Source organism: Microbacterium kyungheense, from assembly GCF_006783905.1.
GTDB classification, from domain to species: Bacteria; Actinomycetota; Actinomycetes; order Actinomycetales; family Microbacteriaceae; genus Microbacterium; species Microbacterium kyungheense.
Genome location: NZ_VFPE01000002.1, coordinates 738,509 through 755,482, shown reverse-complemented (window position 1 = coordinate 755,482; position 16,974 = coordinate 738,509). Strand labels below are relative to the sequence as shown.

The following is a 16,974-nucleotide window of genomic DNA, read 5'->3' as shown; positions in this document are numbered from 1 at the left end:
AGCCCGGACACGCGGTCGCGGCGATTCGGTCGCGCGCCGCGCCCGATCAGTCGACGAGGGATGCCGCGAACACGTGGGGCGTGAAGCCCGTGAGATCGCCGATGCCCTCGCCCTGCCCGAGCAGCTTCACCGGGATGCCCGTGCGCTCTTGCACGGCCAGGACGAACCCGCCCTTGGCCGAGCCGTCGAGCTTCGTGATCACCAGACCCGTCACGCCGGCGTGCTCCAGGAACGCCTGCGCCTGCATGACGCCGTTCTGCCCGGTCGTGGCGTCCAGCACGAGCAGCACCTCGCTGATCGGAGCCTGCTTCTCGATCACGCGGCGGATCTTGCTGAGCTCGTCCATGAGCCCGCCCTTGGTGTGCAGCCGGCCGGCGGTGTCGACCAGGACGATCTCGGTGCCGGTGCTCTTGGCGTACTCGATCGTCTGGAAGGCGACGGATGCCGGGTCCTGGCCCTCCTGCTGGGGTCGGACGATCGCTGCGCCGCCCCGCTCCGCCCACGTCGCCAGCTGGTCGACGGCGGCCGCGCGGAACGTGTCGGCGGCGCCGACGACGACCGAGCGCCCGTACCGCTGCAGGAACTTCGCGAACTTGCCGATCGTCGTGGTCTTGCCGACGCCGTTGACGCCGACGACGAGGACGACCGCGGGCCGCTCGGTGAGGCGCAGGGTGGTGTCGAACTTGGCGAAGTGCTCTTCGAGCGTCTCCTTCAGCATGCGCTGGAGGTCCCGGGGATCGGTCGTGCGGAACCGCTCGACCTTCTCGCGCAGCTCGTCGACGATCCGCTCGGTGATGTCGGGGCCGAAGTCCGCCGTCAGCAGCGCGCTCTCGAGGTCCTCCCACGTGTTCTCGTCGATCGTGGGCTTGACGAACATGCCGCGCAGCGCGCGACCGAGCGACCAGGAGCTCTCTGCCATGCCTCCAGCCTAGAGGCGGGCGCGCGACGGCTCCGACCGCCCGCGCACCGCCTCCGGGGCGGTGTCGGCCTACGGGACCGGGACGATCATGGCGGCCAGGCCGTCGCCGATGAGCGTCTCGAGCTCGGTCGTCGCGTCCTGACCCGACGGGCACTGGATGCCGAGGTAGATGCCGCCGCCGACCGAGCCGAACATGCGCGCCGTGTCGAGCCACGATGTGCCGTCGTCGCTCGAGCTCGTGATGCTCCGGGTGTCGACGGTGCCGGACGGCGAGAGCGGGATCAGGTCGTCATACGCGTACTGCGCGACGTCGTCGCCGGTCACCGTGTCGCCGTCGCTGGTCAGCACGATGGCGAGCATCGAGTCGGTCAGCGCACTGTCGTCGAGCGACGTGTCGAGATCGGTGATGGTGCCCTGGTAGAAGGTCGCGACGCAGCCCGAGCGGGTGTCGGTGTACGCCCAGCTCCCGTTGCCGTCGTCGGCGGCGCTCACGGTGTAGTTCGAGTCCGTCATGAAGGGGTCGGTCCACTGCAGCGTCATGGTCGCCGCGTCGAACTCGACGTCGAACGGAAGATCGCCGATCGACGTCTCGTCCGTCGTCGGCTCATCGGTCCCGCCGTCGTCGGTGGGCTCCTGCGTCGACGATTCGGCAGGGCCGACGATCGTGGGCATCGGAAGCGCGCAGCCGGCGAGCGTCACGGCGCCCGCGATCAGGACGCCGAGTCCGGCGGCCGTGCGAAGTGGGTGGGTCATGGCGGGAACCTCTCGTCGGAAGAGCTGTCGGGTGGATCGGTGGATGCCGTCACGCCACTCGTTCGCCGACACGCTGGCCTACGACGGCCGACACGCCGTCCTGGCGCATCGAGACGCCGTACAGGGCGTCGGCGATCTCCATCGTGCGCTTCTGGTGCGTGATGACGATGAGCTGACTGGACACCCGAAGCTGCTCGAAGACGCCGAGCAGTCGGCCGAGGTTGGCGTCGTCGAGCGCCGCCTCCACCTCGTCGAGGATGTAGAAGGGGCTGGGCCGAGCTTTGAAGATGGCGGTGAGGAGCGCCACCGCCGCCAGCGACCGCTCCCCTCCGGACAGCAGCGACAGGCGCTCGATCTTCTTGCCGACCGGACGCACGGCCACCTCGATGCCTGTCGTGAGCGGTGAGTCGGGATCGGTCAGCGAGATCGATCCGGTGCCGCCGGGGAACAGGATCGGGAACACCTCTCCGAAGGCGACCTTGGTGTCTTCGAACGCAGCCAGGAAGATCGTCTGCATGCGCTCGTCGAGCTCTTCGATGATCGTCATGAGGTCTCTGCGCGTCTGCGTCAGGTCGGCGAGCTGTTCGGTCATGAACTTGTGGCGCTGCTCGAGCGCCGCGAACTCTTCGAGTGCGAGCGGGTTCACGCGGCCGAGCTGGGCGAGCTTGCGCTCGGCCTCCTGCAGGCGGCGTCGCTGACGCGCGCGGTCGAACGGCACCGACGTCACGCCCTCCTCAGGCGCCGTCTCCGGCATCGCGTCGTCCGCCGCGGGCGCGTCGTCCCCGCCGGCCGACCGGTCGGTGACGGCTGCCACGAGCACGTCGTCCGCCGGGATCGGCTGGTCAGGGCCATATTCCGAAACCAGAATACTCTCGTCGAGTCCCAGCTCTGACTGCACGCGCTCCAGCAGCCCGGTGACATGCAGCCGCTTCTCGTGGATCTGCAGCTCGAGACTGTGCACGCTCTCGGTGAGCCCAGCGAGACGCTCGCGGACCGAGGACTCCTGTGCGCGCAGCTCGGCGAGTTCGGTGGTCAGCGCCGTGCGCGCCGACTCGGCGGCGGCGAGCTCGGCGCGCGCCTGAGCGAGCGACCGGTCGACCGAGTCGATGACAGCGGGAAGCTGGCCGGCGACACCGGCGGCGATCTCACGCTGCGCGCGCCTGATCACCGCGCGTCGCGCCGCCTCCGCAGCCGCCTCCTTCTCGCGCTCCCGCTGGCGCTCGAGCGCGATGACCCGCGCTTCGCCGGCGCGGATGCGCTCGCGCAGCGTCTCGACGTCCAGTCGCGAGCGCATCTCGGCGTCCCGGGCCTCATCGAGCGCGGCCAGCATCCCCTCGCGCGCGGACGCGTCGAGGATCGGACGCGGCGCTTCCAGCGCCGCCGTGAGCTGGTCGTCTGCCGTGCGGGCGGAGCCCTCGGCCTCTTCGACCGCCGCCGTCGCCTGCGCGAGCCCCGACTCGAGGCGCTCGCATTCGGCGACCGCCGCCTCGTGCCGCACCGTCGCCCGGTTGAGCTGCTCCGCGTGAGCTGCCAGTGCCGCATCGTGCTCCCGCAGAGTCGTCAGCGCGGTCTTCGTGCGCTGCCGCGCGGACTCCAGCGACCGCGAGGCCTGCTCCAGCTGCTCCCGCAGGCTGTCGGCGACGGCGGCGACCTCGTCGCGGCGCTCCGCGGCGGCATCCCGCTCGGCCGTCAGCTCGAGGCGCGACCGTGAGGCGCCCGTTCCTGCGCGCAGCGAGTATTCGGTGTACACCTCGCCCCGGCGTGTGACGACCGTGACCGGCCCGCCCAGCTCGGCGTCGGCCAGCGACGGTCCGGCCGCCTGGGCCGTCTCCAGGTCGTCGGCGACGACGACGTACGACAGCAGCCCCAGCACTCCCTCCGGTGCCGTCACGACGTCGCGTGCCGGCACGATGCCGGGCAGCGCCGGGAAGGCCGGACGCATCATGCCGGCGTCCGCGATGACGATGTCCACGACGCCGGCGTCCTCGCCGCGGACGGCCTCGGCGACGGCGAACGCGCTCGTCCGGTCCTCGACCAGCACCCCTTCGGCGAGCGGGCCGAGCACGGCGGCGACGGCCGCTTCGAAACCCGGCGTGACCTGGACCGCGTCGCCGACGAGACCGCGCACGCCGGCGAGGCCCTGCGCGATGAGCGACGACGCGCCGTTCTGCACGTCCAGGGCGCGACTGAGCGCCGCCGTCTGGGCCGTGAGCGCCTCACGCTCGCGCTCGGCCGCGTGCAGTCGTTCGCGGAACGAGGCGACCGCGGTCTCGGCGTCGGCGCTCTCGCGCTGGGCGGCCTCGTAGGCGGCGGCGTGATCGGCCGACGCACCTTCGGGCATGAGATCCGGGTCGACGCCCGCGAGGATCTGCTCCGCTTCGGCCCGCCGTGCGAGCGCGGCATCGAGGGCCCGCTGCTGGCGCTCGACCGCCGCACGCACCGCGGCCAGCGCCGAGGCGGCAGCCTCCGCGGTCCCCCGCAGCGCGGTGATCCGCATGTCGTGCTCCGACACGAGGGCGCTCTGCGCGGCGATGTCCACGTCGAGCGCATCGAGCTCCGCCCGCGCGCGCATCACGTCGCGCGCGGCCTCGGCCGCGGCATCCTGAGCGGCCCCGAGCCCGTCCGACACCTCGTCGATCTCGGCGCGCGCCTCGTCGATCATCGCCTGCGACACCGTGGTCAGCTCGATGCGCTCCTCGTCCTCGGCGTCGCCGAGGAGCGCCAGCCGCTGGCCGGCGAGGGCGTACAGCCCGCGCAGCCGTTCCTGAACGCGCTCCAGTCCGTAGGCGACCCGGCGCGCCTGATCGACGGCTTCGGAGCGTTGATCGGCCTCGAGCTGATCGATGCGCACCTTCGCGTTGTCGAGGCGCTCCTGCAGGACGAGTCTCTCTGCGTGCCGTTCGTGCTCGCTGCGGGTGTGCGAGGCGAGTTCCTCGCGCAGGCCGACGAGCTCGTCGGCGAACAGCCGCGCCTTGGCGTCGCGCACGACCGCCGCGATCGTCGCGGCCTCACGGGCGATCTCGGCCTGCCGCCCGAGCGGCTTCAGCTGTCGGCGCAGCTCGCCGGCGAGATCGCTCAACCGCGTGAGGTTCGCCTCCATCGCGTCGAGCTTGCGGAGCGTCTTCTCTTTGCGGCGCCGGTGCTTGAGGATACCCGCCGCCTCCTCGATGAACCCGCGGCGGTCTTCGGGCGTCGCCTGCAGCACACTGTCCAGCCGTCCCTGACCGACGATCACGTGCATCTCGCGGCCGAGGCCCGAGTCGCTCAGCAGCTCCTGCACGTCCAGCAGACGGCAGGACTCGCCGTTGATCGCGTACTCGCTGGAGCCGTTGCGGAACAGCGTCCGGCTGATCGTCACCTCGGAGTACTCGATCGGCAGCGCGCCATCGGCGTTGTCGATGGTGAGCTGCACCTCGGCGCGCCCGAGCGGGCCGCGTGTCGCGGTGCCGGCGAAGATGACGTCCTCCATCTTGCCGCCGCGCAGCGTCTTGGCGCCCTGCTCGCCCATCACCCACGCCAGCGCGTCGACGACGTTCGACTTGCCCGAGCCGTTGGGCCCCACGATGCAGGTGACCCCGGGCTCGAGGGCGAAGGTCGTCGGCTGGGCGAACGACTTGAACCCTTTGAGCGTCACGCTCTTCAGGTGCATGGCTGCGCCCTCCGCCCCCGGTCGATTACCCGCCTACGCTACCGGAGCGAAACCCCCGATCCCGAGTGACGGGCCGTGGATGCCGGGATGCCGCGACACGCCATGTGCGCATCGAATCTGCGAATTCGCTTGACGCGGACCACAGAACCGCGCTAGCGTCACTCTCCGCGTCTGAAGTCGAGAAAGGAGGTCCACCGATGATGATCAACAACACCACTGGAGTCGTCGCCCGCGAAGGCGAAGCGACTCGTGCGTTTACGTCGGGGACCGTCTCCTTCGGCGCTGTGCTGAGCGGCCGGTTCCCCGCCGCCATCTGATCCCCGCAGGGGACGAGTCTGCCCGTTTCGGGGCGACGACCGTCTGCTGCGCCGCACCCGCGTCCGGGTGCTGAGCGCGCGCCCCCCTGCATCCATCCGTCGTGCTGCGGTACGGCATCCCCGCCTCCGGCGCCCGCCGGCGGCATCCCTCCTCCCCATCGGAAGAAGAACCATCATGAGTACGAATCTCGCGCCGCAGCGCCGATCGGATGACACCGACTCGCTGCGACTCCCGAATCCCGACCGCGTGCCTCTCGTCGATCGCCTCGCCATGCACCTCGCGGTGCGCCTGCTCCTGTGGAGCACGCGCACCCCGCGACTGACGGACGACCGCGGCCGGCACGCCGACGCATACCGTCGCCAGGAAGATGCCGCCGAGCGCGAACGCGCGTATCTGCGGGGCGTCATCCTCGCTCACGGCCTGTGATCGCCACCGGGTCCGCCGCCCGCTCCGGGCGGCGGACCCCTCCAGAACCTTCGACCCCTCTCACCAGGAGCACACGCACATCATGACCACCATCACCGGGCTGGAACTCCGCCCGCTCGTCATCCCCGAATCGATCGACTCCCCCGACGCCGCCGACTTCGTCGAGATGGTCCGCGTCCGCAACGAGATCTACCGTGAGATCTCGGGCCACGGCGACGAGGCCATCGCGCCCGACGAGCTGCTCCCGCACTACCGGCCGAACGCGTATGAGACCCGCTGCTCGTGGATCGTGCTCGACCAGGACGAAGTCATCGGGCGTGTCGGCGTCGACATCCCGCACGACGAAGGCTCGAACGCGGCCTTCTGGCTGATCGAGCTGCTGCGTCGGACGTGGGGACGTGGAATCGGATCAGCGGCCTACGAGCTCGTCGAGCGCACCGCTCGGGAGCACGGGCGCACCGTCCTGCAGTCATGGGCGGAGCACCCCGCGTCCGACGGCCCGCGGCTCACACCGCCGACCGGGTTCGGCAGCGTCCCCGAGGACCATGTCGCGCGCTTCTATCTCGGTCACGGCTACACGCTGGAGCAGGTCGAGCGCAGCAGCGCCTTCGACCTCACCGGGCCGTTCGACGAGGTCGAGCGTCTGCGCGCCGTCGCCGAGGCGGCGTCGAGCGACTACCGCGTCGTGCAGTGGGGTGCACCGACGCCTGCCGAGTACGTCGACGGCTACGCGTGGATGAAGTCGCGCATGTCGACGGACACCCCGACCGGTGCCATGGAGTTCGCCGAAGAAACGTGGGACGCCGCTCGCATCGCCGAGCACGACGCGAAATACACCGACGCCGGCCGCACGCTGCTCGTCACCGCCGCCCAGCACATCGCCACCGGCGAGCTGTGCGCCTTCAACGAGCTGGTCATCGGCAAGGACCTGACCGAGGCATCCCATCAGGAAGACACCCTGGTGCTCAAGGAGCACCGCGGCCACAAGCTCGGCACGCTGGTGAAGTGCGCGGGGCTCATGGCCTGGCGCGACATCGCCCCCGCGTCGCCGCGCGTCATCACCTACAACGCAGAGGAGAACCGTCCCATGCTCGACATCAACGAGGCCATCGGGTTCGTGCCGATCGCCTACGACGGCGCGTGGAAGAAGGTGCTCGATGTCTGACATCGCCACCGACGTGATCACCGTTCGGGCGGTCGCCGTCCCCGCGAGCGTCGACGCCCCCGACGCCCGGCTGTTCGTCGAGATGGTCCGGATCGCCAACGCCGTCTGCCTGCACGACGCCGGTCACGACTACCTGCACGAAGAGCCCGAAGAGATGCTGGGGATGTGGCAGGACCAGACCGACTGGACGCAGCTGGCCTTCGCGGCCCTCCGCGGCGACGACGTTCTGGGCGTGGTCAAGATGCTGATCTCGAATCAGCCGGACGTCAGCGCGATCGAGTTCGATCTGATGGTCGACCCGCCGCGCCGCGGCCAGGGCGTCGAGAAGTCCCTCCTCGCCGAGGTGGAGCGCGAAGCGAGGGACCGCGGCATCTCGACGATCCAGACCTGGACCCTCCACCGCCCGGACGCCGTCGGCGATCGGCTCGAATCGCCCACCGGCTGGGGATCGATCCCCGCGGATACCGAAGCCCTGCTGCAGCTGGCGCACGGCTTCACCCTCGAGCAGGTAGAGCGCAACAGCGTCTTCGACCTGACCGGGGACTTCTCGATGGTCGAGCGGATGCTGCACGATGCCGAGGCTGCGGCCGGCGACGACTACCGCCCTGTCGTGTGGACGTCGCCGACGCCACCCGAGTACGTGGACGGCTTCGCGTACGCGCTCTCGCGCATGTCGACCGACACGCCGCAGGGCGGGCTCGTGGTCGACGAGCAGCACTGGGATGCCGCCCGCGTGAAGCGGCGTGATGCCCGGTTGCAGGCGCAGGGGCTCACGGTGTCGGTCGCCGCGGTGCTGCATGTCCCCACGGGCCGCGTCGTCGCCTACAACGAGCTGGCGATCGCGGACGACCCGGCGGGGGCGACGCAGCAGTTCGGCACACTCGTCGTGAAGGAGCATCGCGGGCACCGGCTCGGCACCATCGTCAAGTGCGCGAACCTGCTGCGCTGGCGCACGATCGCGCCGCAGTCGCCGCGCGTGTCGACGTTCAACGCCGAAGAGAACCGCCACATGCTCGACATCAACGAGGCGATCGGCTTCGTGCCGGCGTCGTACGCGGGTGCGTGGAAGAAGGTGCTCGACTGATCAGGCCCGCGGGCGCCGCGGCAGCCGCTGGCAGTGGGCGCAGAAGTGGCTCGAGCGGTTGGTGAACGAGACACGCATGATCGGACGGCCGCAGCGGGGACACGGCTCCCCGGTGCGGCCGTAGGCGTTGAGCGAGTGCGCGAAGTACCCGGCCTGGCCGTTGACGTTCACGTACTGGGCGTCGAAGCTTGTGCCACCCTCTGCCAGCGCCTTGTCGAGCACGTGGCGGACTTCGGCCAGCGTGCGGTTGACCGCGCGCGTGGAGAGGTCGCGCGCCGGTGTCTCGGGGTGGATCCGCGCGGCCCACAGCGATTCATCCGCGTAGATGTTGCCGACCCCGCTGATCACCGTCTGATCCAGCAGCACGCGCTTGATGGCGGAGTCCTTGCGCGTCAGCGCGCGCCGGAAGCCGGCATCCGAGAACGCAGGATCGAGCGGGTCGCGTGCGATGTGGGCGACCTGACGAGGGACGGATGCCTCGTCCCCGCCGAAGCCGCCGGCCGCACCGTCGGGCGTGGCGACGAGGTCGTCGATCGCGAGCGAGCCGAACGTCCGCTGGTCGGCGAAGACGACCGACACCTCGCCGTGGACGGGGTGCGCCAGATCGATGCGCACGCGCTCATGCCGCTCGGGCGCGCTTCCCGGGGCGCGCAGCAGCAGCTGACCGCTCATGCCGAGATGGCCGACGACGGCCTGCTCGGCTGCTCCGTCGCCCGTGCGGGGTTCGAGCGGCAGCCACAGGAACTTCCCGCGGCGCACCGCCCCGCGCAGACGTCGCCCGGTCAGCGCGGCCTCGAAGTCGGATCCGTCGCCGGGATGCCGCGTCAGCGCACGCTCGTCGAGCACCGAGACGCCGAGCACGGTGGAGTGCGCCACGGCAGGCGCGAGGCCGGCTCGGACGACCTCGACCTCGGGAAGCTCAGGCACGCCCGGTGAGCTCTCGCCACGCCGTGAGCGCGGCGGCCATCTCGGCGTGCTTCTTGCTGGTGCCGACGCCGTCGGCGCTGAGGTCGCCGACCATCACCGTCGCGGTGAACTCCCGGTCGTGATCGGGACCTGTCGAGGTCACCGCGTACACGGGAGGCTGCATGCCGCCGTGCGCCGCGAACTCCTGCAGCGCCGTCTTGGGATCCATCGCCGCGCCGTACCGTTCGGGGTCGGCCAGGAGCGGCTCGACCAGCCGCAGCACGAGGGCGGTGGCGGCATCCGGACCGGCCGACAGGTGCGTGGCGCCGAAGATGGCCTCCATCGTGTCGGCCAGGATCGAGTCTTTGTCGCGTCCGCCGGTCATGTCCTCGCCGCGCCCCAGCAGCAGATGGCGGCCGAGGTCGATGCCGCGCGCGATCTCGGCGAGGGCCACGGTCGACACGACGCTCGCGCGCCGCTTGGCCAGCGCGCCCTCTTCGAGCTCGGGATGCCCGGTGAACAGGCGCTCGGTCACGGCGAGGCCGAGCACGGAATCGCCCAGGAACTCCAGCCGCTCGTTGTGCGGAGCCTGCCCGTTCTCGTACGCCCACGAACGATGCGTGAGCGCCAGCGACAGAAGCTCGGGGTCGATATCGACCCCGAGCTTCTGTGTGAGTTCTGCGAGCGCCAGACGCTCGGCAGTGACGTCGGTCACGTCAGGTGCGACGATCAGACGTCGGCGACCTTGCGGCCCTTGTACTCGAGGAACAGCTCGGTGCCCTGCGAGTCGGTGACGACCTTCGCCTGGTGCGGACGGCTGTAGACCGTCTTGCCGTTCTCGACGGTCTTGACGAGCGTGGTCGGCGTGGCCTTCCACTGCGCGCGGCGCGAGCGGGTGTTCGAACGGGAAACCTTGCGCTTCGGGGGGTTACCTGCCATGGCTAACTCTCTTCTGTCGGATCATCCCCGCGCGAGCGGGGAACGTCTGGGGTGAAGTCCTGGAGCGCGGCCCATCGTGGATCGGCCGGCTGGCTCAGCTCTGCACCGGCACTCGTGGTCAGTCGCTCACCCGTGGCCGGATCAAGGCCGGGGCAATCCGGCTGACATACCGGCTGAAATGGAAGCGACAGGACGACCGCTTCCCTGACCAGAGTTTCAAGATCCACGTGGTCGTCTTGAACCTCGAAGTCAGCTTCGTCTTCTCCAGGATACGCGAAAAGCTCCTGGAACTCGACTTGGAGCCCCTGGGCGATGTCGGTGAGGCATCGACCGCACACTCCGGTGTACTCCGTGTCGACGTCGCCGGACACCAGGATGCCCTCGTGGACCGACTCCAGCCGCACGTCCACGGCGACCGTCTCGCCCTCGGCGACGGACACGAGACCCTCGCCCCATTTCTCGGGCGCGGGTACCTCGAACGAGTGCTCGCGCATCTCGCCGGCACGGTGCACGAGATCGCGGACCGGGATCGTAAACGGACCCGTCACATGCTTTCTGACCACGGTCCCAGCCTAGCCGCGTCCGGATGTCAGATGCCCCGCGCGCCCGTATCGAGGAAGCGCGCGACAGCAGCGGGGACGTACGGCGAGACGTCGCCGCCGAGCGAGGCGACCTGCCGCACCAGCGAACTCGAGACGAGCGCGTGAGCAGGGTCCGGCAGCAGGAATACGGTCTCGACGTGGGCGAGGTGCCGGTTGACGATGGCCATCGGCGTCTCGTAGGCGACGTCCACCTGCGAACGGATGCCCTTGACGAGCACGCCGGCCCCCACGTCCGTCGCGTAGTCGACGAGCAGGCCCATGCTCCACGACGCCACGACGACGTCGCCCTCGATGCCTCCTTCGGCGATCGACTGCTCCAGGAGCGACTGACGCTGCGCGATCGGCAGCATCGCCTCTTTGCCCGGGTTGTGGACCACCAGCACGTGCAGCTGGTCGTACAGCGACGCCGCACGGCGGATGACATCGAGATGACCGAGGGTCGGCGGATCGAACGATCCCGGGACGACGGCGATCCGACTGCTCATGCCGAAAGCTTACTGGGCCGCGGCTGGGGGTCCGGCGCTCAGTTCTTGGCGAGCGCGGCGCGCTGCGCCATACCGACGCTGTGCTCGAGCGCGGCGGCGAGGCCGGGGTTGCGGGTCAGCGCGGGGTCGTCTTCGAGGACGTTCTCGGCCGCGATGCGCGCCTCGGCGATGATGTCGGCATCCTTCACAACACGCAGCAGCCGCAGCGACGACCGGGCGCCGGACTGCGCGTCGCCCAGCACGTCGCCCTCGCCGCGCAGTTCGAGGTCCACCTCGGCCAGTGCGAAGCCGTCGAGCGTCGAGGCCACCGCGTCGACGCGATCGCGCGCGGGGGTGCCTTGCGCCGCTTCGGTGACCAGCAGGCACAGCCCCGGCACGCCGCCTCTGCCGACGCGGCCACGCAGCTGATGCAGCTGCGAGACGCCGAAACGATCCGCTTCGAGGATCGCCATCGTCGAGGCGTTGGGCACGTCCACACCGACCTCGACGACGGTCGTCGCCACGAGGACGTCGACGTCGCCCCGCGCGAAGGCCTGCATGACGGCATCCTTCTCATCCGACGGCATCTTGCCGTGCAGGATCTGCACCCGAATGTCGGCGAACGAGGGATGCCGCGACAGCAGGTCGGCGACCTGCACGACGCCCCAGCGGGTGCGAGGCGCCTCCCCCATCGCATCGCCGGCAGGCTCGTCGGCGGTGTCGTCCTTCGTGAGTGCCTCGGCGTCGATCGCGGCGCATACGACGAACGCCTGCCTCCCCTGGCCGACCTCTTCGGCGATGCGCTCCCACACGCGGCCGAACCAGCCCGGTCGCTCGGCGAGCGGCGCGACGAACGTCTCGATCGGGGCGCGGCCCGCCGGCATGGTGCGGATCGTCGACACGTCGAGGTCGCCGAACACCGTCATCGCGACGGTCCGCGGGATCGGCGTCGCCGTCAGCACGAGGGCGTGCGGCGACGAGCCCTTGGCCCGCAGCGACTCGCGCTGCTCGACGCCGAACCGGTGCTGCTCGTCGACGACGACGAGCCCGAGGTCCGCGAAGGTGGTCGACTCGCTCAGGAGCGCATGCGTGCCGACCACGATGCGCGCCTGCCCCGAGGCCGCACGCAGCGCCGCCTTGCGCCGATCGGCCGCCGGCAGCTGGCCGGTCAGCAGCGTCGGCATGAGCTCGGGCGCGAGCTGTGGCCCGAGCATGCGCGCGATCGACCGGACATGCTGCGCAGCGAGCACCTCGGTCGGCGCGATGAGGGCGGACTGGCCGCCGTCCTGCGCGACCTGCAGCATGGCGCGCAGCGCGACGAGCGTCTTGCCGGATCCGACCTCGCCCTGCACCAGGCGATTCATCGGCCAGTCGCCCTGCAGGTCGCGGCGGACCTGCTCGCCCACGCTCACCTGGTCCGGGGTCAGCGGGAACGGCAGTGCCGCGTCGAAGCGCTCGAGCAGCGATCCGGGGCTGCGCCGGGTGGCCGACATGGCACGCACGAACGCGCGCTGCTGCAGCAGGGCCACCTGCAGCACGAAGGCCTCCTGCATCCGCAGTGTGGCACGAGCCTGGTCGACCTCGTCGAACTGCTGCGGGCGGTGGATGCGCTCCAGCGCCGTGCGCGCGTCGAGCAGGTCGTGCCGCGCCCGGACCTCCGGCGGCAGCGGCTCGGGGATCTCTCCCAGGCCGTCGAGCACGAGCTCGACCGTCTTCTGCAGCTGCCAGCTGGCCACCGTACTCGTCGCGGGGTAGATCGGGATCGGCAGGTGAACGTTCTCGGCCGCCTTGAGCCGCGCGGCGTCCTCGTCGTCGAACAGCTCATAGTCGGGGTGCGCGAGCTGCTGCGCACCGCGGTACACGCCGACCTTGCCCGCGAAGATGCCCTGGCGGCCCGGCCTCAGATCCCGCACGCGCCACGACTGATTGAAGAACGTGAGCGACATCTCGCCGTTGCCGTCGCTGATGACGACCTCCAGCAGCGAACCGTTGCGGTTCTTCATGCGACGCTCGTTGACGCGACGCACCTCGGCGACGATCGTCACCGGCTCGCCGATCGGCAGGGTCGAGATCGGGGTGAGCTCACCCCGGCGCGCATAGCGGCGCGGATAGTGCACGAGCAGATCGCCCACGGTCTTCATCCCGAAGGCGCGCTCGAGGGCGGCCGCCGTCTTGCCGCCGATCGCGCCGCCGAGACGCGAATCGAGGGTGAAAGACGTCATACGACGAGGCTATCGTGAGGGGGTGACGCGCATCATCGCGGGCCGCGCCGGCTCCCTCGTCCTCGACGTGCCGGACGCCGGCACACGCCCCACCAGCGACCGCGTGCGCGAGTCCCTCTTCGGGGCGCTGGAGGCCTCCGGAGTCCTCGACGGCGCCGCCGTGCTGGACCTGTACGCCGGTTCCGGAGCACTCGGGCTCGAAGCGGCCAGCCGGGGCGCCGCATCCGTCGATCTCGTGGAGAAGGCGCCGCGCGCCGCCACCGTGGCGCAGCGCAACGCCGGGCGCGTGACGAAGGCGGTCGGCGACGGCATCGCGATCCGCGTGCACAGGTCGGCGGTCGACGCCTACCTGCGCGCGGCGCGGGGGCCCTTCGATCTCGTCTTCCTCGACCCGCCCTACGACGTGGGCGAGACCGAGCTCGCCGCCACGCTCGCGCTGGTCGCGCCGCTCGTGGCCGACGGCGCCGACGTCATCGTCGAGCGCGCCTCGCGCTCGCCCGAGCCCGCGTTGCCCTCCGGCCTCGTGCCGACGCGGTCCAAGCGCTACGGCGACACCACGCTCTGGTGGGCCACCACCGGCTGACGGGCATCGCCTTCCCACAGCTCCGTGCCCTCGAAGCCGACATCCTGCGTGATCCGCATATGCCCGTCACGATCGACCTGGATCCGCAGGGTGCGGGCATCCTGCAGCAGGCGCAGGTCGGCGGTGAACAGTGCGCCGTTCCAGCCGCCGACCACGGCCACCCGGTCGCCGTACCAGAGGCGCCCGACCGCGGGATCGGCAGGGAACGTCGACACCGACCACTGCCCCGGAAGACAGCGCAGCTCGTATCCGTCGACGTCGAGGACGCCCGAGGCGATCCGGAGGCGACGCAGCGGCGCATCGTCGAACTCGAGCAGGACCTCCCCCGCACGGACCTCGCCTTCCGGCGCGGGGATCCCCGTCGTCGGGACGACGACGGCGCCACCGCCGGCCGGGGCCGCCGGCACGCTGTCGAGCGCTGGGAGCAGCTCCGCCCACACCGCGTCCAGCGGCAGCTGCATGTCGGGCAGGCCGCCGGTGATCGCCACAACGACGTCCTGCTCGGGCATCACCACCACGTACTGGCCGAACGCGCCGTCGCCGCGGTACGCCCCGTGGTGGCACCGCCAGAACTGGAAGCCGTACCCCTGGTTCCAGTCCGACTCGCCGGGGTCGTTCGCCACCTGCCGCCGCGTCGCCTCGTCGATCCACTCCGCCGGCACCAGCTGCCGGCCCTTCCAGGTGCCGCGCTGCAGCAGGAGCTGACCGAAGGCCGCCAGCTCCTCCGGCCGGATGGAGAGTCCGAAGCCGCCGGCATCCACTCCCGTGGGGCTCTGCAGCCAGGTGGGGTCGACGAACCCGAGCGGCTCGAACAGTCGCGGACGCAGGTAGTCGAGCAGGCGTTCGCCGGTGCGGGTCTGCACGATGAGCGACAGGAGGTGGGTGGCCGGCGTGTTGTACATCCAGTGCGTCCCAGGGGCGTGCACGAGCTCCGCGGCCAGCGTGTCCCGCGCCCAGTCACCGTCCCACAGCTCGGCCTCTGACGTGTGTCCGGTGGTCATCGTGAGCAGGTGCCGCACCCGCAGCTGCGTCAGATGGTCGGACGGCGCGTCCGGGGTCACGGCCGGCAGGAGGTCGATCACGCGGTCGTCGAGCCCGAAGCGACCCTCGCCGATCGCGATGCCGGCCGCCATCGACGTGAAGCTCTTGCTCACGGAGTACATGGCCGTCTGGTCGTCGCGTTCGTAGGGCGCCCACGTCGCCTGGCCCACGACGTGACCGTGGCGGACGACGGTCACCGTGTGGACGTGGGCGATGCGGCCCAGAGCGGCCACGAAGCTCTCGATCGCCGTCGCGGGGATGGACTGCTGCTCAGGCGTCGAGCGAGGAAGAAGATCGGTCACCACGTCACCGTAGCGCTCGGAACCGACGCCGCACGCCGTATGTCAGCCGGTGCGCGCGTCCCAGTCCCGATAGGGATCCCAGCCGGTGCGGCCTTCATAGCGCGCGCCGTCGACGAGCACAGGGTCCGCGCCTCGCGAGACCGCGTGGCCGATGCGGTGGAACCCCGACGGCAGCGGCAGATCGGGCGGGAAGGTCGCGAGCAGAGCGTGATCCTCGCCCCCGGTCAGTGCGGAGTGCGGGTCGTCTCCGAGTGTCGCGGAGTCGAGCACGAGCGAGACGCCGGATGCCTCGGCCAGTCGTGAGGCATCCAGCAGCAGCCCGTCCGACACATCCATCATGGCCGTCGCTCCCCCGTCGGCCGCGATCGGGCCGAGCGCCACCGGCGGCGCCGGGCGGAGCTGAGCGGCGAGGTCATCGCGCTCGGCCGGCGTGAGAACGCTCTCGTCGACGGGGAGCGGCGCGCGCGCGGCATCCGTGAACCGTTCGAACAGCACGCGCAGCCCTCGGGCGGCCCGGCCGAGTCCGCCGGCGACGGCGACGATGTCGCCGGCACGCGCACCTGAGCGCAGCACCGGCGCGCGACCGGCGAGAGCTCCGAGCGCGGTGACCGCGACGGTCAGCGTGTCCGAGACCGTGAGATCGCCGCCCTCGACCCGGCACCCGGGCGCGAGGTCGCGGCAAGCGGCGCGGAGTCCGTCGGCGAGCCCGGTGACGAACGACAGGCGAGTGGTCTCGGGCATCGCCAGCGCCACCAGCAGCGCGGTCGGCGTCGCCCCCATCGCTGCCACATCGGCGAGGTTCACCGCCGCGGACTTGTAGCCGAGGTCGTAGGCGCTCGACCAGGCGAGGCGGAAGTCGGGACCGTGCACGAGCGTGTCCACCGTCGCGACGACGCGGCCGTCGGCCGCGGCGATCACCGCGGCGTCGTCGCCCGGCCCGACCAGGGCGTTGGACTCCCCGAGCCGCTCCAGGATGTGCCGCAGGATCACGCCCTCGCGCAGCTCGCCCACCGTCGGATCCGCGTGCTCGTCGACCATCCGTCCACGGTACCGTCGCCGGGTCGGGATGCCGCCACGGCCGGGTTAGCCTGGAGGGGTGCGCGTGATCCCGACCCTCCTCGCCGCCGGACTCGCGGCCGTCGCCGCGATCGGGCTCGCCGGCTGCTCGGCCACGGTCGACATGGATCCGGCGAAGGGCGCCGACGACGCCGCGTGCGCCGAGGTGAGCGTGCGCCTGCCCGACACGGTCGACGGTCAGTCGCGCATCTGGACCGATGCGCAGGCCACCGGCGCCTGGGGCAACGACGGCTCCGCCATCCTGCTGCGGTGCGGCGTCACCCCGCCCGGCCCCACCGAGGCCAAGTGCATCACGCTCGGCGGCGTCGACTGGATCGTCGACGAGACACAGGCGCCGAAGTACCTCGTGACGACCTACGGACGCGAGCCCGCCGTCGAGGTGTTCATCGACAACGAGACCGTCTCGCCCAACGAGGTGCTCACCCAGCTCGGCGAACGCGTCGTGCAGAACGCCACGTCGAGCGACTCGGCGTGCACCAACACCGAGACGCTGCTCGACGACGCCACCGCGGGCTGAATCGCCC

General features: G+C 71.0%; 16 protein-coding genes. 5 read left to right on the top strand and 11 right to left on the bottom strand.

Going from position 1 to position 16,974, the window contains the following annotated elements:
- Positions 1 to 46: 46 nt before the first annotated feature.
- The 3 genes from ftsY to smc form a co-directional block, all read right to left on the bottom strand.
- The gene (gene ftsY / locus FB391_RS10290) at positions 47 to 919 is read right to left on the bottom strand and encodes a signal recognition particle-docking protein FtsY (RefSeq protein WP_141894308.1); all 873 of its coding nucleotides are present in this window, start codon (positions 917 to 919) and stop codon (positions 47 to 49) included.
- 69 nt (positions 920 to 988) lie between these two features.
- Complete coding sequence (locus FB391_RS10285; protein ID WP_141894307.1) at positions 989 to 1,672, bottom strand: hypothetical protein; 684 nt, start codon at positions 1,670 to 1,672, stop codon at positions 989 to 991.
- Between the two features lie 49 nt (positions 1,673 to 1,721).
- Positions 1,722 to 5,321, bottom strand: coding sequence for a chromosome segregation protein SMC (gene smc, locus FB391_RS10280; RefSeq protein ID WP_141894306.1), 3,600 nt, complete (start codon positions 5,319 to 5,321; stop codon positions 1,722 to 1,724).
- A 492-nt stretch (positions 5,322 to 5,813) separates the two neighbouring features.
- Here smc and FB391_RS10275 point away from each other — a divergent pair, with 492 nt between their 5' ends.
- From FB391_RS10275 to FB391_RS10265, 3 genes are all read left to right on the top strand, one after another.
- On the top strand, positions 5,814 to 6,065 hold the full coding sequence (locus FB391_RS10275) for a hypothetical protein (RefSeq protein ID WP_141894305.1): 252 nt from the start codon (positions 5,814 to 5,816) through the stop codon (positions 6,063 to 6,065).
- 82 nt (positions 6,066 to 6,147) lie between these two features.
- Positions 6,148 to 7,230: a GNAT family N-acetyltransferase gene (locus tag FB391_RS10270; RefSeq protein WP_185843031.1), complete on the top strand. Its 1,083-nt coding sequence runs from the start codon at positions 6,148 to 6,150 to the stop codon at positions 7,228 to 7,230.
- Positions 7,223 to 8,314 carry a GNAT family N-acetyltransferase gene (locus tag FB391_RS10265; protein WP_141894304.1) on the top strand — a complete coding sequence of 364 codons (1,092 nt, stop codon included), beginning with the start codon at positions 7,223 to 7,225 and terminating at the stop codon, positions 8,312 to 8,314. Before FB391_RS10270 ends, FB391_RS10265 begins: the two co-directional genes overlap by 8 nt.
- Here the strand turns inward: FB391_RS10265 and mutM are convergent, their stop codons facing one another.
- From mutM to FB391_RS10235, 6 genes are read right to left on the bottom strand one after another with little or no spacing between them, the layout of a single operon-like run.
- On the bottom strand, positions 8,315 to 9,241 hold the full coding sequence (mutM, locus tag FB391_RS10260) for a bifunctional DNA-formamidopyrimidine glycosylase/DNA-(apurinic or apyrimidinic site) lyase (RefSeq protein WP_141894303.1): 927 nt from the start codon (positions 9,239 to 9,241) through the stop codon (positions 8,315 to 8,317). It abuts the gene before it with no gap.
- Positions 9,234 to 9,935 carry a ribonuclease III gene (rnc, locus tag FB391_RS10255; RefSeq protein WP_141894302.1) on the bottom strand — a complete coding sequence of 234 codons (702 nt, stop codon included), beginning with the start codon at positions 9,933 to 9,935 and terminating at the stop codon, positions 9,234 to 9,236. Before rnc ends, mutM begins: the two co-directional genes overlap by 8 nt.
- Positions 9,936 to 9,949: 14 nt before the next feature.
- The gene (gene rpmF / locus FB391_RS10250; RefSeq protein WP_141894301.1) at positions 9,950 to 10,159 is read right to left on the bottom strand and encodes a 50S ribosomal protein L32; all 210 of its coding nucleotides are present in this window, start codon (positions 10,157 to 10,159) and stop codon (positions 9,950 to 9,952) included.
- A gap of 2 nt (positions 10,160 to 10,161) precedes the next feature.
- A complete protein-coding gene (locus tag FB391_RS10245; RefSeq protein ID WP_141894724.1) occupies positions 10,162 to 10,707 on the bottom strand; it encodes a YceD family protein in 546 nt (181 codons plus the stop codon).
- Between the two features lie 41 nt (positions 10,708 to 10,748).
- Positions 10,749 to 11,246 (bottom strand): pantetheine-phosphate adenylyltransferase, encoded by a 498-nt coding sequence (gene coaD, locus FB391_RS10240; RefSeq protein WP_141894300.1) that lies wholly within the window; start codon positions 11,244 to 11,246, stop codon positions 10,749 to 10,751.
- Between the two features lie 38 nt (positions 11,247 to 11,284).
- Complete coding sequence (locus tag FB391_RS10235; protein WP_141894299.1) at positions 11,285 to 13,447, bottom strand: ATP-dependent DNA helicase RecG; 2,163 nt, start codon at positions 13,445 to 13,447, stop codon at positions 11,285 to 11,287.
- 22 nt (positions 13,448 to 13,469) lie between these two features.
- Between FB391_RS10235 and rsmD the strand changes: the two genes are divergently transcribed.
- Positions 13,470 to 14,030: a 16S rRNA (guanine(966)-N(2))-methyltransferase RsmD gene (rsmD, locus tag FB391_RS10230; RefSeq protein ID WP_141894298.1), complete on the top strand. Its 561-nt coding sequence runs from the start codon at positions 13,470 to 13,472 to the stop codon at positions 14,028 to 14,030.
- Here rsmD and FB391_RS10225 read toward each other — a convergent pair.
- Entirely contained in the window at positions 13,991 to 15,373 is a 1,383-nt protein-coding gene (locus tag FB391_RS10225) for a serine hydrolase domain-containing protein (protein WP_185843030.1), read from the bottom strand. The two genes, rsmD and FB391_RS10225, sit on opposite strands and share 40 nt — an antisense overlap.
- A gap of 42 nt (positions 15,374 to 15,415) precedes the next feature.
- Complete coding sequence (thiL, locus tag FB391_RS10220; RefSeq protein ID WP_141894296.1) at positions 15,416 to 16,411, bottom strand: thiamine-phosphate kinase; 996 nt, start codon at positions 16,409 to 16,411, stop codon at positions 15,416 to 15,418.
- Between the two features lie 64 nt (positions 16,412 to 16,475).
- On the opposite strand from thiL, the gene FB391_RS10215 reads away from it, so the two are divergent.
- A complete protein-coding gene (locus FB391_RS10215) occupies positions 16,476 to 16,967 on the top strand; it encodes a DUF3515 family protein (protein ID WP_141894295.1) in 492 nt (163 codons plus the stop codon).
- Positions 16,968 to 16,974: the final 7 nt, after the last annotated feature.